Below are 23,140 nucleotides of genomic sequence, written 5' to 3' on the forward strand. Positions count from 1 at the left end.
ACAGACGACACCACGTAAGGACACTCGATGACCAACTACCTCGAACGGGCACTCACTGGTCTGCGCACGATCGGCATCAACCTGTTTCAACCCGTTCATGATGCACCGGTGATGGTACTGCTCGACCGCGTCGCTCAGTACGACAACAGCAAAGTTACCGCCATCGCTTCGGTACTGCAGCAGTCGACCGCCTTCAACAGCATGGTCCGCGAGCAGATTGAAGGCATGGACATTTCCACGCGCTTCATGGACATCACCCAGCGCTTCACCTCGATCCGTGAAGACGCTTCGGCCATGGCCGAATGGATGGACGACGGTCGCCTCGACACGTTGGAAAAACTCAAGCTGAGCTGGATGAACCTGCGTCGAGGCTCGATTCCCAGCCGCTTCAATGACATCCGCGAAAGCTACTTGCAGGTGTGCAAGTCGGCCAATGACCAGATTGCCCGGGAAAGCGTAGTGCTTGAGGCGTACATGGACTTCCGGATGGCGATGAAAGCCGCCGAAGTCGACGCCCAGCAAGTTCTGGCAGTGGCCGGCAAAGCGCTGCAGCAACGCACTCAGGCGCTGAACGACGCCAGTGCTCAGGTCAGCGCTGCCGAGACTTCCGAACCGGCCCGGCGCGCCAGCCTGGAGCTGCAACGCGATGAAGCCGTGCGTGCCCTGCAGGATGAAGACAAGCGCTACCAGATCGTCAAGGACATCGCCGATGACCTCAAGGTCGGGTACAACACCGCCGAAATGATATTTGCCCGAATCAATCAGGTGCACGTGATCAAGGAGCGCCAGTATCAGCGCATGGTCTCGTTCTTCTCCACCAACGAAGTGGTACTCACCGGCCTCGCCGTATCCTTCATCAGCAACAGCGGCCTGGCCGAAGCGACCCACACACTCAATGCCACCACCGAAGGCATCAGCAAAGGGCTCGAAGCGTTGGGCTCTGCCGGCAATCAACAGATTGAAGCGGCGGTCAAAGCCAGCTACGGCTCGACCATCAAGGTCGATTCGGTTCGTGCGCTTGCTGATGCGACCCTGAGCTTCCAGACCGACATGCAGAGCCTGACCGACAGCTACCGCGCCGAATCAAGCAATGCCGCCCGTGACATTGCCGATGCCGTGGAAGATGCCAAGCGCAAGTTTGCAGCGCTGCTGAGCAAGGCTGCCTGACGTTTCCAATGCAAAAACGCCGATGCCCGCCTGGGCATCGGCGTTCGTCTACGTCGATTGACGTTGAAGAATCACGCACATGAAAAAGGGACGCCATTGGGTGTCCCTTTTTTGCCTTTGGGGCAAGCAGATCAATCAACGTTTCATGGCTTCGCACTGGTTGCGCAGGTCCCCATCGCCGATGCTCGCACAGCTACTGCCCTGCTTCGCCTCGCAGAAGGCACGCTGATCACGATCCCCGATGCTGGCACATGAACCGCCTTTCTCCGCTTCGCAGGCCGTGCGCAAATCGTAATTGTCGATGGAAGAACAACTAGCGCCTTTCTTGGCGTCACAATAGGCGCGCTGGTCACGATCCTCGATACTGGCGCATGAACCGCCCCTCTCCGCTTCGCAGGCCGTGCGCAAATCGTAATTGTCGATGGAATAACAACTGCTGCCTTCCTGCGTGGCCTGGCAATAGTTGCGTTTGACAGGATCACTGATGCTGGCACAACTGGCGGAAACGTAACCGCTGAACAGCAACAACATCGCAAGAATCAATTTCATCTCACACTTCCTTGGGTTGCCAGGAAACAGCCTGGCACTGCTTGATCCGTTCGAAATGAGCGTCGCGACACGCCATCAAATTGACATCAATTTAAAGGAAAGTTCCCAACGGCACGCAAAGCCATGATTTGAGATTCGACCAAATTTGAAGTCTGAAAAACGCGTAGGAAAACACCCCTTGCGGCGAGGGGATTCATCCCCGATGGGCTACGAAGCGGCCCCAAACCAGCGAGCTCATTTCTCCAGATACGCCGCACGCCACGGATTACGAAGCCTGCCTCGCCGAACGCCTCAACGCCGTCCTCAAATACCTCGACCTCATCGCCTGCACCAGCCTCCCCGATTACGCCGAGCACGACATCAACACCGTCACCAACATCGCCCGAATCATGGTCCAGGATGTCAGTGACGTGTTTCGGGTGATCGAGCAGCGAGGTTTCGAAGCGCCGACCTCATAACCAACACACTGCAAAAAGTGCCAACTTCATAAAAGCCCGGTCACCCAATCAGCGATAACGTCGTTGGCACTTCGGAATAATCATCTCCTGACTTCCGCGCCCCTTGTAAGACACGTCTGAACATCACCCACAGCGAACCAGCACCTCACTGTTCCGGCTTTAGTCGACGGTTACTCTTCAAACAAGAGTTCTCCATTCAATAAAGCAGAGCATCCATGGCCAACCACAGCTATATGAGCATTACTGGAAACCGACAAGGTCTGATCTCCGCCGGTTGCTCCGACACAAATTCGATCGGCAACAAATGCCAACTGGGTCACCTCGACGAAATCATGGTCCTGGCCTACTCCCACAACATGACTACCGACAATAACGGCGGCGTCACCGCCGACCGTGGCAAGCACTTACCGATCATGATCACCAAGAACATCGACAAATCCTCCCCCCTCCTGTCCTCCGCACTTCACGAACGCGAAGTGCTCGAATGCACCATTTTCTTCTACCGAACCTCTCCCGCTGGTACTCAGGACAAATACTTCAAAATCCACATCGCCGGTGCAAAAGTCGCCCACATCAACCTCCAGGTCCCCCATGCCATCCACTTGAACGACGCTCAGCCACAGGAACTGGTGTCATTCACTTACCGAGAGATCAGTTGGACGCACATTCAGGCGGGCACCTGCGGCTACAGCACTTGGGGCAACGAGGATGAATGAGGATTCGTGTGACATTAACGATGTCACACGGGCTGCTGCTGATCTGGTCGCCTTCGGCTGCCAGATTGGCGCTACTCAGCTGTACGACAGTTTCAGTCAGCTCAGATTTGGCGAGTTCGTTTCGTCTTATGCGAATGAGATTATTCGGGCGGTGGATGAAGGTGTCATTAGTGCGAAGCAAGGGTTGCTGGCACTGAAAGATGAATACGCTGACTTATCGGAAAAAGTATTGTTCTATGCGCAAAATGGCGTTGGCGTAGCGGCGGGAGTAATGCAGGCACAAACAGGTACGATATTAATAGGGCAACGGAGAGGTATTAATCTGCCACTGGGGGTAGCGTACTACGCCCATGGCGTTAACAATATTTACGAGGGTCTAGGGAATATTTACAACGGCCCAGGCAAAGAAGGTATCACCGGCCCTACTAGACAGCTCTACCAAGTTTTTTTAGGAGAAAGCGATGGAAATATAAGTTATTACTCAGCCGACTTAAGCCTTTCTATCATTGGCATCTTTAGACTGACTCGCAAAACCGACTCAACCGAACTGTTTATTCGAGATCCGATAAACTATGAGCACGTCTACCATCAGATGGGAAAAGCGGCTTTAGCATTTGAAGCCCTGGTTAACTCATTTACAATAAAAAGCATGACAGACAAAGACGACACAAACAATCCAACATCAAATTAGTTGTATCACAATTCTGTACGCAACCAAAACCAAATAGAAATTATCACAAACGCTACCACACCTATAACACCCCGATAAAGATCGGTAAAACCGAATCCTTCACCAACAATCTGAGCGATGAATTGAACGATAACCTCAGCGCAAAACAATGCAGAAATAAAGATATAAAGATAACCGACAATCACTGGAATTTTTTCTACCTTGGTATCTCGACCAAGCGACTCCGCAAGCTGTTCAACAAAGAAATAACGAAAATTAACAAACAACATCCCCAAAAAAACAAAACCCAAAACAACCTTTTTGACAACTCCATCCAAAGGAAAAACCTTACCAAGGTTATGTACCAGTAACGCACCATACAACGCACTGAGAAGAATAGTGAGGATAAAAAGACCAACAACTACACAAAACTCTCGAATCAACATATAGAGCCCCCACTCACAAGACAAACATCTCGAGAACTTCTACTCCCCCTCACGCCCTGCCAACTATAAAGAATATCTGTCATGCAATTCAAACATGCCAGAAGAACAATAGCTTCATGGATGCCGCGTCATCAGGTACTTGCTCAGAGCTTTCTTACAAAGCAATACTATCGAGCCTACAAACTTTTCCTTCCATCAAGAAATTACGCCCCCCAAAAGGAATCCCGCACTCCACGCTACTTGACGAATCTCCGCTACGGCGCAAAAAAACTACCTTGCGCATCTCGAAAATGGCTCTGGAATAGATAGTGTCAATTTGATAGCTTCAGCGCCGATTATCCTGCCACCGACCGCTGGATGAGCCTCGAATGACCAGATGACGCAGACGTGCTCAAAAGAAGTCATTCTGTCAGGCAGCCCCCTGCAAGTAATCCCGTCACCTTCATGACCCACCTCAAACCACTACGGACAGAAATGCCATGAAACTGTTGTACGCAGGCTCGGCCCTGCTTTTGATCGCAGGTTGCGCGCCAATGCCGCAATACGAGCCCCCGGCCAACGGACCTCAAGCGCAGATTCGCAGTGAGATGGACGCATTGCTCAGCCGTCACAACTACATCGCCCTCAGCGCAGCGCCGACCATTGCCTGTAAGTACGGCAGATCAGTCCCGGTGACACCCGAGCGGCAATTATTTTCGGTCAGAGGGGGATATCCAACGGAGCATCAGGGTTTTCGAGCCATTGAGGCCGGAAAGCCGATCCGCCTGGTGCTTGAGGGTGCGGCCACAGCGCAACGCAGGTGCTCGGTCGAATTTGTCACCGAGTTCAAGCCGGGCGCACGATATGTAGTCAAAGGTGGAATCAGCGATGGCCCGACTGTCATCAGTAGCTGCCAGATCAACATCGTTGATCTGGATACCGGAGCTCGACTGGTTCTGGCTGAGCAGACACCGGCCAACAACTGTGCTCTGGATCGGTTAAGCATGCCAACGCCCTGAGGGCGCTGTCATCGAATGCGCATGAAGCGGCCATCCGCCGCTTCTGGCATCGGTCAGTAATCAGAAGTTGGCGGGCGTATTCGCACTAATAATCTCAGCCTCATCCGCTCCAATATTCCGAAACTTATGCGGCAACGTCGTCGGAAAGTAATACCCATCCCCCGCATTCAAAACACTCACCGACCCATCCACGGTCAACTCAACCGTCCCACGCGTCACCAGCCCGCACTCCTCACCTTCCGCATGCACAATCGGCTCTTCCCCGGAACTCGCACCCGGCGCGTATTGCTCGCGCAGCAAGCGCATCTGCCGGCTTGGCACTGAGGCGCCGATCAGCAGCAGACGCAGGCCATGGCGGCCGAGATCCGGCTGTTCGTTGGCGCGGAAGACGTATTGATGCTCGCGCGGCGGTTGGTCGAAGGTGAAGAAGTCGGCCAGGGACATCGGGATGCCTTCGAGCAGCTTTTTCAGGGAGCTGACCGAGGGACTGACGCGATTCTGTTCGATCAGGGAAATGGTGGCATTGGTCACGCCGCTACGCCGGGCCAGCTCGCGCTGGGAGAGTTTGTAGCTTTCGCGTACTAGTTTGAGTCGAGAACCCGTATCCATGACAGCCTTATGTGAGAACGACTTAAGGGCGATGGGGGTGGGTGGCGGGTGACGCGCCGAGGGCGCGGATCACGTTGCTCCCGTGTCCCGGAACCGTGAAAGGCGGCTATTAAATCACGTTTGCTGATGTTGCTCAGCAGGTTCGATGGACGGTGCGGCAAAAGTCCTTCTTGCCTTGGTAATACAGTGCCTGTGGGAGCGAGCCTGCTCGCGAAAGCGGTGCGTCAGGCGCCATGGATGTTGGCTGATATGACCTCTTCGCGAGCAGGCTCGCTTCCACAGTTGGATCTCTTTTGTGTCAGTTGGCTTTGTGGAGGTTGTCAGGCCGCCATCGCTGGCAAGCCAGACTCCCACAGGGTTGGTGGTGTTTCTGTTGGAGTGATGATGCCCTTGCTGGCCTCATCGCGAGCAGGCTCACTCCTACATTTTGATCTTTGGTGTATCAGGTAAAAAACCGGCGGGGTCTTGGGGGCCGCCGCCGGGGAGGTAACCTAGATGCCGAAGCGGTCGCGCAGGGAGTAGTAGACGGCGCCAAGGGCTGTCAGCGGTGCGGAGAACGTGCGGCCGCCGATCATCGGCATGTGCGGCAGCGATGCGAACGCATCGAAACGTTCGGCGTCGCCGCGGATCATTTCCGAGATCAGTTTGCCGGCCAGGTGCGAGCAGGTGACGCCGTGGCCGCTGTAGCCTTGCATGTAGTAGGCGTTCTTTTCGATACGGCCGAATTGCGGCATGCGTGACATGGTCAGCAGGAAGTTGCCGGTCCAGCGGTAGTCGATTTTGACGTCTTTGAGCTGCGGGAAAGTCTTGAGAATCTTCGGGCGGATCAGTTGTTCGATGTCGTCCGGTTCACGCGCACCGTAGACCACGCCGCCGCCGTACAGCAGGCGGTTGTCGGCAGTCAGACGGTAGTAGTCGAGCAGATAGTTGCAGTCTTCGACGCAGTAGTTGTTGGTGATCAGGCTGCGCGCCTGTTTTTCGGTCAACGGTTCGGTGACGACGATCTGCGAGCCGCACGGCATGCTTTTGGCGGTCACGCGGTTGTCCAGACCTTGCGGCAGGTAGGCGTTGCCGGCGATCAGCAGGTACTTGGCGCGCACTTGGCCTTTGGCGGTGCGTACGACGTTTGGCTCGCCGTATTTGATTTCCACGGCCGCCGATTGCTCGTAGATATTGCCGCCCAGACGCACAATGGCCGCCGCTTCACCGAGGGCCAGGTTCAACGGGTGAACGTGGCCGCCCTGCATGTCCAGCAAACCGCCGACGTAGGCATCGGAACCGACTTCACGACGGATGTCGGCCGCGTCGAGCATCTTCAGATTGCGGTTGCCGTAGCGTTCCCAGCTGCGCTTCTGCTCGGCCAGACCATTGAGTTGTTTTTTGTTCATCGCTGCGAAGATGCCGCCCGGGCGGTAATCGCATTTGATGTCGTAGTCCTTGATGCGCGAACGGATGATGTCGGCGCCTTCGAAGATCATGCTGCCGAGGATTTCCGCAGTCTTGTCGCCATAGCGTTCTTCGATCACATCGACGTCGCGACTGTAGGAGTTGACCAGTTGCCCGCCGTTGCGACCGCTGGCGCCGTAGCCGACTTTTGCCGCTTCCAGTACGGTCACCTTGTAGCCGGCTTCGGTCAGGAACAGCGCCGAGGACAGACCGGTGTAGCCGGCGCCGATGATGCAGACGTCGCACTCGACCGACTCTTCAAGAGTCGGGAAGTCGATGACTTCGTTGCGGGTGGCGGCGTAGTAGCTGTTGACGTGTTGTTGTTTCATTTTATTGTTCTCCGAGGGTCGCCGGTTAAAGCGACCACCGTTGTAAAAGAGTTAGAGCTTGATCCAGGTCGCTTTCAGCTCGGTGTACTTGTCGAACGCGTGCAGCGATTTGTCGCGACCGTTGCCCGACTGCTTGAAGCCACCGAACGGCGCGGTCATGTCGCCGCCGTCGTACTGGTTGACCCAGACGCTACCGGCGCGCAGGCCCCGAGCGAAGGTGTGCGCCTTGCTCAGATTGCTGGTCCACACACCGGCGGCGAGGCCGAAGATGCTGTCGTTGGCGATCTGCAGCGCTTCTTCAGCGGTGTCGAAGGTGATCAGCGACAGCACCGGGCCGAAGATTTCTTCGCGGGCGATGGTCATCGCATTGGTCACGCCATCGAAGATCGCCGGCTGCACATAGAGGCCACCGGTTTCTTCGAGAGCGCGTTGGCCGCCAGCAATCAGCTCGGCGCCCTCCTCACGTCCGATGCTGATGTAGCGCAGCACGTTGTCCAGTTGACGCTGATCGACCACGGCACCCACGGTGGTCGCCGGGTCCAGTGCGTGACCCGGCTTCCACGCTTGCAGTGCTTCCACCAGCAACGGGATGAACTGCTCGCGGATCGAACGCTCGACCAGCAGACGCGAACCGGCGGTGCACACTTCGCCCTGGTTGAAGGCGATGGCGCCGGCGGCGGCCTGGGCTGCTGCGCGCAAGTCCGGTGCGTCGGCAAACACCACGTTCGGGCTCTTGCCCCCCGCTTCGAGCCAGACGCGTTTCATGTTGCTTTGGCCGGCATAAATCATCAGCTGTTTGGCAATCGCCGTGGAGCCGGTGAAGGCCAGCACGTCGACGTCCATGTGCAACGCCAACGCCTTGCCGACGGTGTGACCGAAGCCTGGCAGAACGTTGAACACGCCTTTTGGAATGCCGGCATCCAACGCCAACTGCGCGATGCGGATGGCGGTCAGCGGCGACTTTTCCGAAGGTTTGAGAATGAACGAGTTGCCAGCTGCCAACGCTGGAGCGAATTTCCAGCTGGCCATGATCAACGGGAAGTTCCACGGCACGATGGCCGCGACGACACCGGAAGGCTCGCGAGTGACGAGGCCGAGTTGATCGTGCGGGGTGGCCGCCACTTCGTCGTAGATCTTGTCGATGGCTTCGGCGCTCCAGCGAATCGCGTTGGCGGTCGCCGGGATGTCGATGCTCATCGAGTCGCTGATCGGTTTGCCCATGTCGAGGGTTTCCAGCAGCGCCAGTTCTTCCTGGTGCTGCAGGATCAGATCAGCGAAGCGGATCAGGATGCGTTTGCGCTCGGCCGGGGCTTTTTTCGCCCACACGCCGGACTCGAAAGACTGGCGCGCGACTTCCACGGCGAGGTTGGCGTCGGCTTCGTCGGTGCTGGCCACGGAGGCGAGGAAACGGCCGTCAACGGGGCTCAGGCATTCGAAGGTGTCGCCGCTGATCGCCGGGCGGTATTCGCCGTTGATAAAGGCGCGGGATTCGATTGTCAGGGACTGGAAGCGTTGTTCCCAGTCGTTGCGGGTTGTAGTCATTGTTGTGGCTCGACAAGGGGGAATTGGGTGATTGCCGAAATGCCGACAATCTTCACGACCTGACCAAAACCCTGTGGGAGCGGGCTTGCCCGCGATAGCGGTGGGTCAGTCGCCTTCAATGCTGAAGGTGACGGCCTCATCGCGGGCAAGCCCGCTCCCACAGGGGTTGGTGGTGTGCATCAGGAATCGCTATAGGTCTTTAGACCGTATGCAGATACCAGTTGTACTCAAGGTCAGAGATCGAGTTCTCGAACTCGGCCAGCTCGCTTTCTTTACAAGCGACGAACACGTCGATGTACAGCGGGTCGATGTAGCGGGCCATGACTTCGCTGTCGTCCAGTTCGCGCAGTGCATCGCGCAGGTTGTTCGGCAGGCTTTGCTCGTTCTGCTCGTAACTGTTGCCTTCCACCGGGGCCCCCGGCTCGATCTGGTTGGTCAGACCGTGGTGAATACCGGCCAATACCGAAGCCATCAGCAAGTACGGGTTGGCGTCGGCACCGGCAACACGATGCTCGATGCGCACGGCGTCGGCTGAACCGGTCGGTACGCGTACCGCAACGGTGCGGTTGTCGATGCCCCAGCTCGGCGAGTTCGGTACATAGAACTGCGCGCCGAAGCGGCGGTACGAGTTGACGTTCGGGCACAGGAACGCCATTTGCGCAGGCAGGGTCTCCAGCACACCGCCGATCGCGTGTCGCAGCGCGGCGTTCTGCTCGGGATCCTCGCTGGAAAAGATGTTGTTGCCTTCTTTGTCCAGAATCGAAATGTGTACGTGCAAACCGTTGCCCGCCTGGCCCGGATACGGCTTGGCCATGAAGGTGGTATCCATCTCGTGGTCGTAGGCGATGTTCTTCACCAGACGCTTGAGCAGGACCGCGTAGTCGCACGCCTTGATCGGGTCAGAGACGTGATGCAGGTTGACTTCGAATTGCGCCGGGGCGCTTTCCTTGACGATGGCGTCAGCCGGGATGCCCTGCTCTTTCGCGCCTTCGAGGATGTCTTGCAGGCAGTCGACGTATTCGTCGAGGTCGTCGATTAGGTAAACCTGGGTCGATACCGGACGCTTGCCGGACACCGGCGAACGCGGCGACTGCGGACGGCCGTTCACGTTGTCCTGGTCAATCAGATAGAACTCGAGTTCGAACGCTGCGCAAATGGTCAGGCCGAGGTCGTCGAATTTACGCACGACGTTGGCCAGCACTTCACGCGGGTCAGCGAAGAACGGCTCACCCTCGATTTCGTGCATGGTCATCAACAGTTGTGCGGTTGGGCGCTTCTGCCACGGCTCGATGCTCAGGGTGCCGGGGATCGGGTAGCAGATGCGGTCAGCGTCGCCGATGTCCAGACCCAGGCCGGTGCTTTCCACCGTGGAGCCATTGATGTCGAGGGCGAAAAGGGAGGCCGGCAGGTTGATGCCTTTCTCGTAAACCTTATGAAGACTGGTGCGCTCGATGCGCTTGCCGCGCACCACACCGTTCATATCCGCAATCAGAAGGTCGACGTACAAAACCTCAGGATATTTCTTAAGGAATGCGTTTGCTTCGTTGAGTTGAACGGTACGCAGAGGGACCGACATGATGCACCTATTTAGCTGTTAATTATTATGTTCACTGCTGTTTCGCCGAGCCAGTCAACCCGAACGGCAAAGTGAAGTCAATAGCGAACAGCTGGCCGCTCAGCCTTTATTTTTAGGGCCTTTTTTAACACTCTCGTGCCAACACAGGTGCCAGAGGCCCGGAAATCATGAAGATTTGATGAACGGCGTTTAGAATTTTTTACATGGCAGTTGTTAATTAAAATCAACGAGGCTAAGCTCCGGAAAAGCTCGTTCAAGTGTCAAACTTCGAGGTGAATAAAAATGGCATTCAAGCCATTGATCGGCGTTACTGCGTGCGTCAAACAGATTGGCCTGCACCCCTATCACATCAGTGGCGACAAATACGTTCGCGCTGTCAGCGTTGCGGCGCTGGGGTTGCCAGTGGTCATTCCTTCCCTTGGCAACCTGACTGAAATCGAGGACCTGCTCGGTCAACTCGACGGTCTGCTGCTGACCGGCTCGCCCTCGAATGTGGAACCCTTCCACTATCAAGGCCCGGCCAGCGCCCCCGGCACGGATCACGATCCGGCGCGGGATGCCACCACCCTTCCTTTATTGCGTGCAGCCATCGCGGCGGGCGTTCCGGTGCTCGGCATCTGCCGTGGTTTCCAGGAAATGAACGTGGCGTTCGGCGGCAGCCTGCATCAGAAAGTGCACGAGTTGCCGGGCATGCTCGATCACCGCGAAGCCGATAGTCCGGACGTGGCCGTGCAATACGCACCGGCTCACGCCGTGACCGTGCTGGATGGCGGCGTGTTCGAAGCGCTGGAGTTGCCGGGCGAGTTCCAGGTCAACTCGATCCACAGTCAGGGCATCGACCGCCTCGGCCCCGGCCTGCGCGCCGAAGCGGTGGCGCCGGACGGTCTGATCGAGGCGATCTCGGTCGAGCACAGCCCGACGTTTGCCCTCGGCGTGCAATGGCACCCGGAATGGCAAGTGCTCGACAACCCGAACTACCTGCGAATTTTCCAGGCATTCGGCGAGGCTTGCCGGCAACGGGCGGCGCGACGCAACCAGCGCTGATACAACCCGGGATTTCAAAACTGTTTACTGCCCCCACGGGGTCGGCGGTTGCGCGTGTGCGTATCCGTCATCCGTGAAAACAACAAACCGTAATAACAACAAGTACGACCCAGGCAGCCAGGACGGCGGCGCCGACCAAGCCGGATCGGTATGAGCTGTACCCGTCAGATCAATGCAAAACCCTGTGGGAGCTGGCTTGCCAGCGATGAGGCCATCACCTTCAACATAATGGGTGACTGACCCTCCGCCATCGCTGGCAAGCCAGCTCCCACAGGGGGATGTGATCCGACCGGGAATGCACTTACAGATCTGCAATCCACTCTTAAGCCAGGCCACGTTGGCCCGGCGACTGAAACCTGTTGGGAGTTTCACATGGCAAACGCCTCCAGCACTTACAGGAAGGCACTTGAAGGTCATCAGCAACCGAAAAAGGTGTTGGTGAAAGTCGATCGTGTCACCAAGAAGTTCGACGAAACCACGGCAGTGGACGACGTGTCCCTGGAGATCCATCAGGGCGAAATCTTTGCCCTGCTTGGCGGCTCCGGTTCGGGCAAATCGACGCTGCTGCGCATGCTCGCCGGTTTCGAGCGGCCGACTGAAGGGCGGATTCTGCTCGACGGCGTGGACATCACCGACATGCCGCCGTACGAGCGGCCGATCAACATGATGTTCCAGTCCTACGCGCTGTTCCCACACATGACCGTCGCGCAGAACATCGCCTTCGGCTTGAAACAGGACCGTTTGCCGGCCAGCGAAATCGACGCCCGCGTCGAAGAAATGCTGCGCCTGGTGCACATGACCCAATACGCCAAACGCAAGCCGCATCAACTCTCCGGCGGTCAGCGCCAGCGCGTCGCCCTCGCCCGCTCGCTGGCCAAGCGGCCGAAGCTGTTGCTGCTCGACGAGCCGATGGGCGCGCTGGATAAAAAGCTGCGTTCGCAGATGCAACTTGAGCTGGTAGAGATCATCGAGCGCGTCGGCGTGACCTGCGTGATGGTGACCCACGACCAGGAAGAGGCCATGACCATGGCCGAGCGCATTGCGATCATGCACCTGGGCTGGATCGCCCAGATCGGCAGCCCGGTCGACATTTATGAAGCCCCGGTCAGCCGCATGGTCTGCGAGTTCATCGGCAACGTGAACGCTTTCGACGGCACCGTGGTGGAAGACCTGGAAGGTCACGCGATCATCCACAGCCCGGACTTGCAGCAGAAGATTTACGTCGGTCACGGCGTCAGCACTTCGGTGCAGGACAAGTCGATCACCTACGCGATCCGTCCGGAAAAAATGCTCGTCAGCACCATCAAACCGGAAGTCCGCTACAACTGGTCCGAAGGCAAGGTGCATGACATCGCTTACCTCGGCGGTCACTCGGTGTTCTACGTCGAACTGCCCGGCGGCAAAATCGTCCAGTCGTTCATGGCCAACGCCGAACGCCGTGGTGCGCGTCCGACCTGGGACGACAAGGTTTACGTCTGGTGGGAAGACGACAGCGGCGTGGTACTGCGCTCATGAGAACCTTCAATCAGCAATTCCTGCGCCTGGTGCCCAGCGGACGAAAACTGGTGATCGGCATTCCGTTCATCTGGCTGTTCCTGTTCTTCATGCTGCCGTTCTTTCTGGTGATGAAGATCAGCTTTTCGGAAGCCGCACTGTCGATCCCGCCGTACTCGGAGATCTACACCTACGCCGAACAGAAATTCCAGCTGCTGCTGAACATCGGCAACTACAGCATGCTCGGCGAAGACGAGTTGTACCTGTCGGCGTACCTCGGTTCGCTGAAGGTCGCGGCACTGAGCACGATGATGTGCCTGCTGATCGGTTTCCCGATGGCCTACGCGATCACCAAAACCGGCAAGGAAACGCAAAACGTCCTGCTGCTGTTGATCATGATGCCGACCTGGACCGCAATCCTGATCCGCGTTTACGCGTGGATGGGCATCCTCAGCAACAACGGTCTGCTTAACGCATTTCTGATGTGGACGGGGCTGACCGATCACCCGATCGAGATCCTCAACACCAACACCGCCGTGTATATCGGCGTGGTTTATGCCTATCTGCCGTTCATGGTGTTGCCGCTGTACGCCAACCTCGTCAAACACGATGGCAGCCTGCTGGAAGCCGCGTCGGATCTGGGTTCGAGCAACTTCAACAACTTCTGGAAAATCACCGTGCCGCTGGCCAAGAACGGGATTATTGCAGGCGCAATGCTGGTGTTCATTCCGGTGGTAGGTGAGTTCGTGATTCCGGAACTGTTGGGCGGCCCGGAGACCCTGATGATCGGTCGCGTGCTGTGGCAAGAGTTCTTCAATAACCGCGACTGGCCGGTGGCGTCTGCCCTGGCGGTGGTGATGCTGTTGATCCTGATTGTGCCGATTCTGCTGTTCAACCGCAGCCAGGCCAAAGAGATGGAGGCACGGGGATGAAACGCTTCGGTTTTTCCAAGTTCATGCTGATCTTCGGCCTGATGTTCATCTATCTGCCGATGCTGATTCTGGTGATCTACTCGTTCAACGCCTCGAAACTGGTGACGGTGTGGGGCGGCTGGTCGGTGAAGTGGTACGTCGGCCTGCTCGACAACACGCAACTGATGGGCTCGGTGGTGCGTTCGCTGGAAATCGCCTGTTACACCGCGATTGCCGCTGTTGCGCTGGGCACCCTCGCCGCCTTCGTGCTGACGCGCGTCACCCGCTTCAAGGGCCGCACGCTGTTTGGTGGCCTGGTCACAGCGCCGTTGGTGATGCCGGAAGTGATCACCGGTCTGTCTCTGTTGCTGCTGTTCGTGGCGATGGCGCAACTGATCGGCTGGCCGCAGGAACGTGGCATCGTCACCATCTGGATCGCCCACACCACGTTTTGTGCAGCCTATGTGGCGGTGGTAGTCTCCGCCCGCCTGCGTGAACTGGACCTGTCGATCGAAGAAGCAGCGATGGATCTGGGCGCGAAGCCGTTCAAGGTGTTCTTCCTCATCACGATTCCGATGATCGCGCCGTCGCTGGCCGCGGGCGGGATGATGTCGTTTGCCTTGTCGCTGGATGACCTGGTGTTGGCGAGCTTCGTGTCCGGCCCGGGCTCCACCACCCTGCCGATGGAAGTGTTCTCTGCGGTGCGTCTGGGCGTGAAGCCTGAGATCAACGCGGTGGCGAGCTTGATTCTGCTGGCGGTGTCGCTGGTGACTTTCCTGGTCTGGTACTTCGGCCGCAAGGCAGAGGCCAGCCGCAAGAAGGCGATTCAGGAAGCGATGGATCAGACGGCGAATGAGTCATGGCAGCCGCAGCGCGCCGCCACCGCATAGAGAGTTACCGCTTTTGTGGCGAGGGAGCTTGCTCCCGCTTGAGTGCGCAGCGCTCACAAGATCTTTGGGGCCGCTGCGCAGCCCAGCGGGAGCAAGCTCCCTCGCCACAATGGTTCTGTGTATACCAAGATTTTTGTGTTGTGTTTTTGAATAAGAAGAATGGAGTTTCACCGATGAAAATGTTTGGCAGGACTCTGCTGACACTGTCCTTAATGGGCGCAATCGTCATGGGCGCCCAGGCCAACGACAAGGTGCTGCGTGTTTACAACTGGTCCGATTACATCGCGCCGGACACCGTCAAGAAGTTCGAAGACGAGACCGGCATCCGCGTGACCTACGACGTCTTCGACAGCAACGAAACCCTTGAGGCGCGTTTGCTGGCGGGCAAATCCGGCTACGACCTGGTCGTGCCGTCCAACAGTTTCCTGGCCAAGCAGATCAAGGCCGGCGTCTATCAGACGCTGGACAAATCGAAGCTGCCGAACTGGAAGAATCTCAACCCGGTGCTGCTGAAAAACGCTGCCGCCAGTGATCCGGACAACGCCCATGCGTTCCCGTACATGTGGGGCTCGATCGGCATCGGTTTCAACCCGGCCAAGGTCAAGGAAGTACTCGGCGCCAATGCCCCGACCAATTCCTGGGACTTGCTGTTCAAGCCGGAAAACGCTGAAAAGCTCAAAGCCTGCGGCATCAGTTTCCTCGATTCGCCGACCGAGATGATCCCGGCCGCCCTGCACTATCTGGGCTACCCGGTGAACGACAAGGACAAGGCGCACATCCTCGAAGCCGAAGCGCTGTTCATGAAAATCCGCCCGTACGTGGCGTACTTCCATTCTTCGAAGTACATCTCGGATCTGGCCAACGGCAACATCTGCGTGGCCGTCGGTTATTCCGGTGACGTGCTGCAGGCCAAGGCTCGCGCCGTGGAATCGGGGAACAACGTGGTGATCGACTACAGCATCCCGAAGGAAGGTGCCGGCAGCTTCTATGACATGGTCGCGATCCCGCGCGATGCGGCGAACGTCGACAACGCGTACCTGTTCATGGACTTCCTGATGCGCCCGGACATCATTGCCGAGATCACCAACAGCAACGGCTACAGCAATGCCAACTCGGCCGCTACACCGCTGGTGGACGAAGCGATCCGCAACGACCCGGGCTCGTACCCGTCGCAAGCGGTGATGGCGACTTTGTATGCGGTGCCGGATCAGCCGATCGCCACCCAGCGGATCATGACCCGTGGCTGGACCCGAGTGAAACTCGGCAAGTAACCCTACGGAGTTGGAGTTCCAACAACACTGATGAACATGTGGGAGCTGGCTTGCCAGCGATGACGGTGGGTCAGGCAAAGGTGATTCGGATGTTCTGACCCCATCGCTGGCAAGCCAGCTCCCACAGGGTTTTGAGATCACATTCAGACAGTGCCAGGCCCAGGATTTTCTTAGCTTAAATAATTCAGTGCTTTCCCGTTCAAGCAGCGCCTTACCACCGCTGCACCCTGCAATGAACGGCCTCACCTGGCTCCCTCGGCTCAGGTGAATTTCAGGCGCCCTTGGGCGCCTTTTTTTGTCTCTTCAGATCAGCGGCCAATCCTGCAGAACGCGGTAACGGCCCTTGTGCGATTCGTACAAGGCAAAGCGTTCGGCACGCAGGAAGAATTCCGGCGGCGTAGTGTATTCCGGCTCTGGCGCACGGTAATCCCGAGCCAGCGTCAGGTGCGGGCGAAACTCCCGGGCTGTCTCTTCAAAGCCGAATGGCAGCATGGCCTGTTCCAGGCCGTAGACCAGGCGCAGCAACTCCGGCGGCGCTTGCTCGGGCGCCAGTGACAACACCCCGGCGCGGTGCCAGACCTGCAAGCGATCCAATGAAATGCGCAACGCCTGCCCCGGCGTGCGCACTTTGCCAGCGGCTTCGCAGACCTCGCCGATCTGCGCCAGCGACACGGCGCCGAGGAACAACAGGGTCAGGTGAAAATTATCCGCCGGTACAGCTTTGCCGGCCCGCAAACCCAACTCCGCACGCCACTGAGCTATCGCCTTGCGCTGCGCCGGTGGGCAGTCCAGTGCAAAAAACAGCCGCTTGAACGGCTCATCCCTGTGCGCTTCGTCGGTCATGGCCTGCTCCTTCACTGGTTGAACGGCAGATTCTACACAGCCTGATCTGACGACTCGCAACGCAGGTCTATAGTTCAAGGATTGCCATCAACCGGAGGTCGCCATGCGCGAGATCCTCAGCAAAGAGCCGTGGTGGGCCCGGCCACCGAATCCCGGGCAGGATGAACAGGAACTGGAATGGGGCTGGCTGGTGCATTACAGCGAGGGCGAGCCACGTTTCGAATTCATCCGTGAGCGGCCGACGGACGAACAGATCCGCCACCGCAAAAGCTGCCGGATCACCCCGTCAGCAGAATGAGATACAAAACCTGCGGGATGCCGCGATCGTCCATCCAGCGCAAATCCCTGTGGGAGCTGGCTTGCCAGCGATGGCGATAGCCCCGTCAACACTGATGCTGAACAGGCTGGCCCGATCGCTGGCAAACCAGCTCTCACAGAGTTATTCGAGTTCCCGAAAGTTTCAGGCTTCAGGGCTCGATGAGGTACTGGAAGCCGCCATAAATCATGCGCTGCCCGTCAAACGGCATCGGGTTGACGTCGGGTTTCATGCGCGGGTCTTCCATCATTTTCGCCATGCCGGCGTCGCGGGTGGCTTTGTCTGGCCAGATCAGCCAGCCAGACGCCACGGTTTCACCCTCCTTGAGTTTCACTGCCATCGGGAACGACGTGAGCTTGCCGTCCGGCACGTCGTCACCCCAGCATTCGGCCACGCTCAGAGCGCCGTATTCCTTAAAGAGTACCGCGGCGATTTCGGCATGCTTTTTGTACTGTTCACGATTGGCAGTCGGGACCGGGGCAACAAAAATATCGATGTAAGCCATGACTATTCTCCTTGTACGGTGGGTTCGTTCTGTTGAATGGTCGATTGCGGCGGCTGCCATTCGACACGATTCACGCCCAACCCGACCGACGGCTCCTCGCCCCCACCCAGATTGCGCTCGACCTGCCCGGCCATGTGCAACGTGCCGGCCATGACACCGGTGGTCGGGTTCTGCACCAGTTTCAGCCAGGCCTTATCAAAGGTGTTGCCCAGGCTGCTGCGGATCAGCGCCTCGCTGTCAGGCCGGTCGTTGGCCTGGAGGATCGCCCGGATCCCCATCACTCCCACCGAGATCATCGCCCCAGCCAGTTTGCCGGCCGCTGCTGCGACGGCGCTGGCGGCGCCACGCGGGGCCATTTCCGCTTCCATGCGCTGGCTGGCGCGTTTGGCCACCGGCGCCATGCCGGCGTCGGTCGAGGCAATGCCCTTGGCGCCGCCGTCAGTGTGAATCTTGTCGATCAGCGCCGCGTAGGCCGGCAACGTGTTCAACGGTTCGGTACTGATGACCTTGTACAACGAGGCATCGCGCGCAGGTGGCGGGCCAAGTGCGATCGCCGGAATCTTCTGCAAACGCCCGTTGAGCTGAGCGGCCGGCACGCCGTGACGCTGGGCGATGAGCGGCATCTGTTGTGCCATCAGTTGCGCATAGAACGCCGTGGCCTGCCCCAGAATCGCGTCCGGATCAACCTCCACCGCCACCGGTGCCAGCACCCTTTCCTGATATTGCTCAAGCAGATACGTCGCCAGACGCTTGGCCGATGCGTCCTGCTCGCCGCCGGCACTGATCGTGTACCAACTGACCTTCATCGACAGCCATTCCTGGGTCCAGTAGCTGCTGAACCACGGGATGAAATTTTCTTCAGTTTGCTGATAGACGCGAGTGCGCCAATGTTCCATCGAGCCACGGGCGAACAGCTTGACCTGCTCGGTGGCCTGTTGCGAAGCACTGACGATCTCGCGGTCGACTTGCTGCCAGGTTGCGGGTGACACAACCACTGCCGGCGCGGGTGCAGGGGCCCGCACCGAAGAGGCGCAGCCGGCCAGCAGAAACAGTGCGGCAAGGGCCAGCGCACGCAGGGTCACGGTGGCGGTTTCCTTCAAATCAGGAGATAGGCAGATTTGAGTATAGGTGCATCAGTAGAGCCTGATGGTGGAGGTGCTGGCCCTATCGCTGGCAAGCCAGCTCCCACAGTGATCTCCAGCGAACTTGGATTTTGTGAGCACCCGCGATTCCCGTGGGAGCTGGCTTGCCGGCGATGGGGCCAGCAAACCCACCACCGAATTCCCAACCATCAATGCCGTCGATATTCACCATCGCGACGATTGCCTTCCGCCCGCCGTCCGGCGAAGGCACGATTGCCCCATCCGAGACACAACGAGGAGTTCACATCATGATTCACACCATCGCACTCTCCGTGAGTTTCCCGGTGTTCGGCAGCAACTACTACGAACAACACGTCGTCAACCGCAAGGCGCAGACGCTGGTGTTCAACGAAGATTTCGAAGATCTGCTGATGCCCGCCGCGACCAATCATTTCAGCAATGAAGTGGTCGGCATCAACGATCAGTTCCGCTTTCTGAGCGACATTCTCGCCACCCATTTGCTGGATCTCGAGGCCTCAGTGCCTGCGCATACCAGCGTCCGGGCGAGCGCTCACTTTTAATTGCAACACGCACAAAAAAGCCCACTGGCCGTTTCGGCGCAGTGGGCTTTTTTACAACGCAATAACGCTGCTCAGCGTGTCCAGCAATCGCGGTAACGCGAGCACACGTCGTATTGCGCTTCCAATCTAGCCATGCGGTCGAGATGGCGTCTGCTGGCTTCGGCCATCTCCTCTTTGGCCGACTGATAGTAAAACTGGATCATGGCCGTCTCCATCTCCGTCGGCGCCACGTTGCCGCGCTTACCGGAAGTACCGTCAACGGCGGACCATGCCTTCAACTGCTGGTCGTCGATACTGCGCAAACGCTTGCGGTACTCATCGCTGGTACGTGCCATCGCCTCGCTGGCAATGGCATCGCTTTCATGGGTGAACTCGAACAGATTCTGGCGATAGAGCGTCCAGTACTCATCCGGCAATTCGAAGCGGATTTTGCCCTTTCGCTCGCTGACCATCGAATCGATTTTGTCCGGGGAAAAGCTCGTCGACGTCGGCGTTTTCAGATCAGATTTGATCGCCACGAAAAGACTCGCCTCGACGATGCGATCGATCATGGCGGTGCGCTCCGGCGTATCCGGCAACTGCACCAGTGTTTTCGGAAAGATCCCACGCCCGGCACATGCCTCCAGTCCCTCTCGTTTCATTGGAATGGGCGTGCGCAGGTCCTTGCCGTCAATACGCTGCACCTGCTGCAACAATGTCGAACATTGCCGGCCCTTGACGCTGAGGGTCAATTCGTACTCTGAACCACGCTCAGGTTTGAAGTTGAAACCGTATCCGCAAACGGCATAACCCACTTGGGTGTTGACACTCAGGTACATGTCTTTTTCGGGCGGCAGTTTGATTTCCAGATAGCCCCTGGCCTTTTCCGGTGGGGCGACCATCATGCCGGCCCGGCGGTTGCTGTCGGGGATGAACAGATTGTTGAGCAGGCCCGTCGTCAGACCATCGCAATGCTCTGCATCGTAGTAGTCCATCGTTGCGTTATCGGTATTGGCGACAAAACGCAACTTGGCGGCATTGCTGTCGGTAGCATCCTGATAAGTGCCCGTCACAGAGCATCCCGAAAGCAAGAGCCCCGACAGCGCTGCGCAGATTACAGCGGGCGAGCAACGCAACAGAGGAGAGACAGACATGATCATCCTTGGGTGAGAAAGGCAAAAAGACGGCGATGCTACTGAATCGCCATCATCGAGTCCATCCCCTCATGTCTGCGTAACTCTTTTCATGCCCGACGCGCAGAACTCAGTCAGTCATCATCGCGATCACGGTAGTAGCGACGCCCGTCGCGGCGGTCGTCATCGCGGTCATCCCAGCGTCGGTCATGGTCGTAATTGCGCCCATGATCGCGGTCGTAATGCCGGCCGTGGCGGTGGTCATCATCAAAATCCGCCACACAGCCACCGAGCATTACGGCGGCGGTCACGGTCAGCAACATCGTTGTAGCGCGCTTCATTCAACACTTCCCTAAAACCAAGGTCTTGACGACGGAACGGCTAACGCTGCCTGCTCCTTCAGGACGCAGTGCGCGCAGCCGCCCATACGACCGGGCAAAAACACTTTGATTCAGTGGCCAGCAACGACCGTTTATCGCCTCAATCGCCCTGGCCGAACAGCGGCGTAATGCCACCTATACTGCTTCTTGACGATACCCACGCAACGGACCTGCGCCCTCAAGAATAAAAAGCAGAGGTGCACCATGGTCTGGCAGCAAATCTATGATCCGTTCGGCAACCCGGTGATCTCCACGCTCATGGCCGCCGTACCGGTGGTGGTGATGCTCGCGGCGCTGGCCTTCTTCCACGTCAAGGCGCATCTGGCCGCCCTGCTCGCCCTCGCTTCGGCGCTGCTGATTTCGATCTTCGCCTTCGGCATGCCGGCGAGCATGGCCGGTTCTGCGGCGCTGTTCGGCGCAGCCAACGGCTTGTTGCCGATTGGCTGGATCGTGCTCAACATCATCTTCCTGCATCGCCTGACCACCGAGAACGGTTCGTTCAAGGTGTTGCAGGATTCACTGGCACGGATCACCGACGATCGACGCTTGCAGTTGCTGTTGATCGCCTTTTGCTTCGGGGCATTTTTCGAAGGCGCGGCGGGCTTCGGCACGCCGGTAGCGGTGACCGGGGCGATTTTGATCGGCCTCGGTTTTTCACCGTTGGCCGCGTCCGGTCTGGCCTTGATCGCCAACACCGCGCCAGTGGCCTTCGGCGCGCTCGGTACGCCGATCATCACCCTGGCCAAAGTCACCGGACTGGATGAGATGGAACTGTCGATGATGGTCGGTCGGCAACTGCCGTTCTTTTCCGTGCTGGTGCCGTTCTGGTTGATCTGGGCGTTCGCCGGGTGGCGCAAGATGCTGGAGATCTGGCCGGCGATTCTGGTGGCCGGGGTCAGCTTCGCCGTGCCGCAATTCCTCGTGTCGAACTTCCACGGACCAATGCTGGTGGACGTGATCGCCGCGCTGATTTCCATGGCGTGCCTGACGCTGTTCTTGAAGGTGTGGAAACCGGCGACGATTCATACCTCGGCGGCGCTGTCAGGGCGAGTCGACAACTCGAAAGTCGAGGAAGAAAAAGTCACCGCCAGCGCCGCGTTCAGCGATCAGGCGCGCCCGGCGGTGATGCGCGCGTGGATGCCGTGGATCATCCTCACCGTGTTTGTGTTTGCCTGGGGCACCCAGGGCTTCAAGAACATGTTCGACGTGCGCCCGGCAATCGATCCGGTCACGCATTCGGCGAAACTTGATCCGCAAGGCAAACCGGTCAACGAGGCCAACCCGATTTTCGCTCCGGCCGTGACCTTCAACACGCTGCACCTGCAAATCGAGAAAGTCCCGCCAGTGGTACCCGCGCCGAAAGCCGAGGAAGCGGTGTACAAATTCACCTGGTTCACCGCCACCGGCAGCGGGATTTTGCTCGCGGCGATCGTCGGCGGTCTGCTGATGGGCTATTCGATCCCGCAACTGATCAGGCAATACCTGCGCACGCTCTGGGTGGTGCGGTTTTCGTTGATCACCATTGCGGCGATGCTGGCGCTGGGGTTCCTCACGCGTTACTCGGGACTCGACGCAACCATGGGCCTGGCGTTTGCGGCGACGGGGATTTTCTATCCGATGTTCGGCACCTTGCTCGGGTGGCTGGGCGTGGCGTTGACGGGCTCGGATACCGCTTCGAACGTGCTGTTTGGCGGGCTGCAACGGGTGACGTCGGAGCAGCTCGGGATCAGTCCGATCCTGATGGCGGCGGCGAACAGTTCGGGCGGGGTAATGGGCAAGATGGTCGATGCGCAATCGATAGTGGTGGCCTCCACGGCGACGCGTTGGTACGGGCATGAAGGCGAGATTTTGCGCTATGTGTTCTTTCACTCGATTGTGCTGGCGATTCTGGTTGGCGGGTTGGTGACGTTGCAGGCGTATGTGGCGCCGTTTACCCATATGGTGGTTGGCGGGCATTGAGGCTGGATGATCTGGCCTCATCGCTGGCAATCCAGCTCCCACAGGTTTCTATGTTGTGAATCAAATTGTGTTTACGGCATAAGTCCCTGTGGGAGCTGGCTTGCCAGCGATGAGGCCCTGTCATTCAACACCTATATTGGCTGACACCCCGCCATCGCGAGCAGGCGAAGACCTACATTGAATCTGTGTCGGCCAGACCATTGATGAGCTGTGCGCATAACTCTATAGCGTAAATCCGCAAAAACC

Annotated in this window: 24 protein-coding genes; 13 read left to right on the plus strand and 11 right to left on the minus strand. The window is 58.1% G+C overall.

Annotated elements, in window-relative coordinates; genetic code table 11:
* Positions 1-27 precede the first annotated feature (27 nt).
* On the plus strand, positions 28-1,167 hold the full coding sequence (locus KI231_RS17710) for a merozoite surface protein 3b (RefSeq protein WP_212809275.1): 1,140 nt from the start codon (positions 28-30) through the stop codon (positions 1,165-1,167).
* Positions 1,168-1,302: 135 nt separating this feature from the next.
* On the opposite strand, the gene KI231_RS17715 is transcribed toward KI231_RS17710, so the two are convergent.
* On the minus strand, positions 1,303-1,716 hold the full coding sequence (locus tag KI231_RS17715) for a hypothetical protein (protein WP_212809276.1): 414 nt from the start codon (positions 1,714-1,716) through the stop codon (positions 1,303-1,305).
* A gap of 191 nt (positions 1,717-1,907) precedes the next feature.
* Here KI231_RS17715 and KI231_RS30070 point away from each other — a divergent pair, with 191 nt between their 5' ends.
* The 3 genes from KI231_RS30070 to KI231_RS17725 all read left to right on the plus strand — a co-directional run bounded on the left by KI231_RS30070 (position 1,908) and on the right by KI231_RS17725 (position 3,581).
* Positions 1,908-2,174: a fructose-bisphosphate aldolase gene (locus KI231_RS30070; RefSeq protein ID WP_371919327.1), complete on the plus strand. Its 267-nt coding sequence runs from the start codon at positions 1,908-1,910 to the stop codon at positions 2,172-2,174.
* 215 nt (positions 2,175-2,389) lie between these two features.
* Positions 2,390-2,890, plus strand: coding sequence for an Hcp family type VI secretion system effector (locus tag KI231_RS17720; protein ID WP_212809277.1), 501 nt, complete (start codon positions 2,390-2,392; stop codon positions 2,888-2,890).
* A complete protein-coding gene (locus KI231_RS17725) occupies positions 2,883-3,581 on the plus strand; it encodes a DUF4225 domain-containing protein (RefSeq protein WP_212809278.1) in 699 nt (232 codons plus the stop codon). The genes KI231_RS17720 and KI231_RS17725 overlap by 8 nt, the downstream gene beginning before the upstream one ends.
* Positions 3,582-3,586: 5 nt before the next feature.
* Here KI231_RS17725 and KI231_RS17730 read toward each other — a convergent pair whose 3' ends face one another.
* Positions 3,587-4,006 carry a hypothetical protein gene (locus KI231_RS17730; RefSeq protein WP_212809279.1) on the minus strand — a complete coding sequence of 140 codons (420 nt, stop codon included), beginning with the start codon at positions 4,004-4,006 and terminating at the stop codon, positions 3,587-3,589.
* A 479-nt stretch (positions 4,007-4,485) separates the two neighbouring features.
* Here KI231_RS17730 and KI231_RS17735 point away from each other — a divergent pair, with 479 nt between their 5' ends.
* On the plus strand, positions 4,486-5,004 hold the full coding sequence (locus KI231_RS17735; protein WP_212809280.1) for a hypothetical protein: 519 nt from the start codon (positions 4,486-4,488) through the stop codon (positions 5,002-5,004).
* A 60-nt stretch (positions 5,005-5,064) separates the two neighbouring features.
* On the opposite strand, the gene KI231_RS17740 is transcribed toward KI231_RS17735, so the two are convergent.
* The 4 genes from KI231_RS17740 to KI231_RS17755 all read right to left on the minus strand — a co-directional run bounded on the left by KI231_RS17740 (position 5,065) and on the right by KI231_RS17755 (position 10,506).
* Positions 5,065-5,613: a cupin domain-containing protein gene (locus KI231_RS17740; RefSeq protein ID WP_007950154.1), complete on the minus strand. Its 549-nt coding sequence runs from the start codon at positions 5,611-5,613 to the stop codon at positions 5,065-5,067.
* Positions 5,614-6,104: 491 nt separating this feature from the next.
* Positions 6,105-7,388 (minus strand): NAD(P)/FAD-dependent oxidoreductase, encoded by a 1,284-nt coding sequence (locus KI231_RS17745; protein ID WP_212809281.1) that lies wholly within the window; start codon positions 7,386-7,388, stop codon positions 6,105-6,107.
* 51 nt (positions 7,389-7,439) lie between these two features.
* Positions 7,440-8,930, minus strand: a complete 1,491-nt coding sequence (locus KI231_RS17750; protein WP_212809282.1) for an aldehyde dehydrogenase — start codon at positions 8,928-8,930, stop codon at positions 7,440-7,442.
* Between the two features lie 199 nt (positions 8,931-9,129).
* Positions 9,130-10,506 (minus strand): glutamine synthetase family protein, encoded by a 1,377-nt coding sequence (locus KI231_RS17755; RefSeq protein ID WP_212809283.1) that lies wholly within the window; start codon positions 10,504-10,506, stop codon positions 9,130-9,132.
* Between the two features lie 282 nt (positions 10,507-10,788).
* Here KI231_RS17755 and KI231_RS17760 point away from each other — a divergent pair, with 282 nt between their 5' ends.
* From KI231_RS17760 to KI231_RS17780, 5 genes are all read left to right on the plus strand, one after another.
* A complete protein-coding gene (locus KI231_RS17760) occupies positions 10,789-11,550 on the plus strand; it encodes a gamma-glutamyl-gamma-aminobutyrate hydrolase family protein (protein WP_212809284.1) in 762 nt (253 codons plus the stop codon).
* A 372-nt stretch (positions 11,551-11,922) separates the two neighbouring features.
* Positions 11,923-13,065 (plus strand): polyamine ABC transporter ATP-binding protein, encoded by a 1,143-nt coding sequence (gene potA, locus KI231_RS17765; protein WP_007962457.1) that lies wholly within the window; start codon positions 11,923-11,925, stop codon positions 13,063-13,065.
* A gap of 29 nt (positions 13,066-13,094) precedes the next feature.
* Positions 13,095-13,976 (plus strand): ABC transporter permease subunit, encoded by an 882-nt coding sequence (locus tag KI231_RS17770; protein WP_502937322.1) that lies wholly within the window; start codon positions 13,095-13,097, stop codon positions 13,974-13,976.
* Positions 13,973-14,845 carry an ABC transporter permease subunit gene (locus KI231_RS17775; protein ID WP_103305915.1) on the plus strand — a complete coding sequence of 291 codons (873 nt, stop codon included), beginning with the start codon at positions 13,973-13,975 and terminating at the stop codon, positions 14,843-14,845. The genes KI231_RS17770 and KI231_RS17775 overlap by 4 nt, the downstream gene beginning before the upstream one ends.
* A 173-nt stretch (positions 14,846-15,018) precedes the next feature.
* Entirely contained in the window at positions 15,019-16,116 is a 1,098-nt protein-coding gene (locus KI231_RS17780; RefSeq protein WP_212809286.1) for a polyamine ABC transporter substrate-binding protein, read from the plus strand.
* Positions 16,117-16,419: 303 nt separating this feature from the next.
* Here the strand turns inward: KI231_RS17780 and thpR are convergent, their stop codons facing one another.
* Positions 16,420-16,959 carry an RNA 2',3'-cyclic phosphodiesterase gene (gene thpR, locus KI231_RS17785; RefSeq protein WP_212809287.1) on the minus strand — a complete coding sequence of 180 codons (540 nt, stop codon included), beginning with the start codon at positions 16,957-16,959 and terminating at the stop codon, positions 16,420-16,422.
* 103 nt (positions 16,960-17,062) lie between these two features.
* On the opposite strand from thpR, the gene KI231_RS17790 reads away from it, so the two are divergent.
* Positions 17,063-17,257 (plus strand): hypothetical protein, encoded by a 195-nt coding sequence (locus KI231_RS17790; RefSeq protein WP_103305912.1) that lies wholly within the window; start codon positions 17,063-17,065, stop codon positions 17,255-17,257.
* A 169-nt stretch (positions 17,258-17,426) separates the two neighbouring features.
* On the opposite strand, the gene KI231_RS17795 is transcribed toward KI231_RS17790, so the two are convergent.
* Complete coding sequence (locus KI231_RS17795) at positions 17,427-17,780, minus strand: DUF1428 domain-containing protein (protein ID WP_103305911.1); 354 nt, start codon at positions 17,778-17,780, stop codon at positions 17,427-17,429.
* A gap of 2 nt (positions 17,781-17,782) precedes the next feature.
* Positions 17,783-18,862, minus strand: coding sequence for a hypothetical protein (locus tag KI231_RS17800; RefSeq protein WP_212809288.1), 1,080 nt, complete (start codon positions 18,860-18,862; stop codon positions 17,783-17,785).
* Between the two features lie 308 nt (positions 18,863-19,170).
* Here KI231_RS17800 and KI231_RS17805 point away from each other — a divergent pair, with 308 nt between their 5' ends.
* Positions 19,171-19,443: a hypothetical protein gene (locus KI231_RS17805; RefSeq protein ID WP_212809289.1), complete on the plus strand. Its 273-nt coding sequence runs from the start codon at positions 19,171-19,173 to the stop codon at positions 19,441-19,443.
* A gap of 71 nt (positions 19,444-19,514) precedes the next feature.
* On the opposite strand, the gene KI231_RS17810 is transcribed toward KI231_RS17805, so the two are convergent.
* Positions 19,515-20,495 carry a hypothetical protein gene (locus KI231_RS17810; RefSeq protein ID WP_249412049.1) on the minus strand — a complete coding sequence of 327 codons (981 nt, stop codon included), beginning with the start codon at positions 20,493-20,495 and terminating at the stop codon, positions 19,515-19,517.
* A 194-nt stretch (positions 20,496-20,689) separates the two neighbouring features.
* Positions 20,690-20,896 carry a hypothetical protein gene (locus tag KI231_RS17815; RefSeq protein ID WP_212809291.1) on the minus strand — a complete coding sequence of 69 codons (207 nt, stop codon included), beginning with the start codon at positions 20,894-20,896 and terminating at the stop codon, positions 20,690-20,692.
* A gap of 243 nt (positions 20,897-21,139) precedes the next feature.
* Between KI231_RS17815 and KI231_RS17820 the strand changes: the two genes are divergently transcribed.
* Positions 21,140-22,894, plus strand: a complete 1,755-nt coding sequence (locus tag KI231_RS17820) for an L-lactate permease (protein ID WP_212809292.1) — start codon at positions 21,140-21,142, stop codon at positions 22,892-22,894.
* Positions 22,895-23,140: the final 246 nt, after the last annotated feature.

Source organism: Pseudomonas sp. Seg1 (assembly GCF_018326005.1).
GTDB lineage: Bacteria > Pseudomonadota > Gammaproteobacteria > Pseudomonadales > Pseudomonadaceae > Aquipseudomonas.

Bases quoted from the DNA above. Each gene is read 5' to 3' on its own strand.
- KI231_RS17710 (WP_212809275.1), top strand. From the start codon at position 28: ATGACCAACTACCTCGAACGGGCACTCACTGGTCTGCGCACGATCGGC.
- KI231_RS17715 (WP_212809276.1), bottom strand. From the start codon at position 1,716: ATGAAATTGATTCTTGCGATGTTGTTGCTGTTCAGCGGTTACGTTTCC.
- KI231_RS17720 (WP_212809277.1), top strand. From the start codon at position 2,390: ATGGCCAACCACAGCTATATGAGCATTACTGGAAACCGACAAGGTCTG.
- KI231_RS17725 (WP_212809278.1), top strand. From the start codon at position 2,883: ATGAATGAGGATTCGTGTGACATTAACGATGTCACACGGGCTGCTGCT.
- KI231_RS17730 (WP_212809279.1), bottom strand. From the start codon at position 4,006: ATGTTGATTCGAGAGTTTTGTGTAGTTGTTGGTCTTTTTATCCTCACT.
- KI231_RS17735 (WP_212809280.1), top strand. From the start codon at position 4,486: ATGAAACTGTTGTACGCAGGCTCGGCCCTGCTTTTGATCGCAGGTTGC.
- KI231_RS17740 (WP_007950154.1), bottom strand. From the start codon at position 5,613: ATGGATACGGGTTCTCGACTCAAACTAGTACGCGAAAGCTACAAACTC.
- KI231_RS17745 (WP_212809281.1), bottom strand. From the start codon at position 7,388: ATGAAACAACAACACGTCAACAGCTACTACGCCGCCACCCGCAACGAA.
- KI231_RS17750 (WP_212809282.1), bottom strand. From the start codon at position 8,930: ATGACTACAACCCGCAACGACTGGGAACAACGCTTCCAGTCCCTGACA.
- KI231_RS17755 (WP_212809283.1), bottom strand. From the start codon at position 10,506: ATGTCGGTCCCTCTGCGTACCGTTCAACTCAACGAAGCAAACGCATTC.
- KI231_RS17760 (WP_212809284.1), top strand. From the start codon at position 10,789: ATGGCATTCAAGCCATTGATCGGCGTTACTGCGTGCGTCAAACAGATT.
- potA (WP_007962457.1), top strand. From the start codon at position 11,923: ATGGCAAACGCCTCCAGCACTTACAGGAAGGCACTTGAAGGTCATCAG.
- KI231_RS17775 (WP_103305915.1), top strand. From the start codon at position 13,973: ATGAAACGCTTCGGTTTTTCCAAGTTCATGCTGATCTTCGGCCTGATG.
- KI231_RS17780 (WP_212809286.1), top strand. From the start codon at position 15,019: ATGAAAATGTTTGGCAGGACTCTGCTGACACTGTCCTTAATGGGCGCA.
- thpR (WP_212809287.1), bottom strand. From the start codon at position 16,959: ATGACCGACGAAGCGCACAGGGATGAGCCGTTCAAGCGGCTGTTTTTT.
- KI231_RS17790 (WP_103305912.1), top strand. From the start codon at position 17,063: ATGCGCGAGATCCTCAGCAAAGAGCCGTGGTGGGCCCGGCCACCGAAT.
- KI231_RS17795 (WP_103305911.1), bottom strand. From the start codon at position 17,780: ATGGCTTACATCGATATTTTTGTTGCCCCGGTCCCGACTGCCAATCGT.
- KI231_RS17805 (WP_212809289.1), top strand. From the start codon at position 19,171: ATGATTCACACCATCGCACTCTCCGTGAGTTTCCCGGTGTTCGGCAGC.
- KI231_RS17815 (WP_212809291.1), bottom strand. From the start codon at position 20,896: ATGAAGCGCGCTACAACGATGTTGCTGACCGTGACCGCCGCCGTAATG.
- KI231_RS17820 (WP_212809292.1), top strand. From the start codon at position 21,140: ATGGTCTGGCAGCAAATCTATGATCCGTTCGGCAACCCGGTGATCTCC.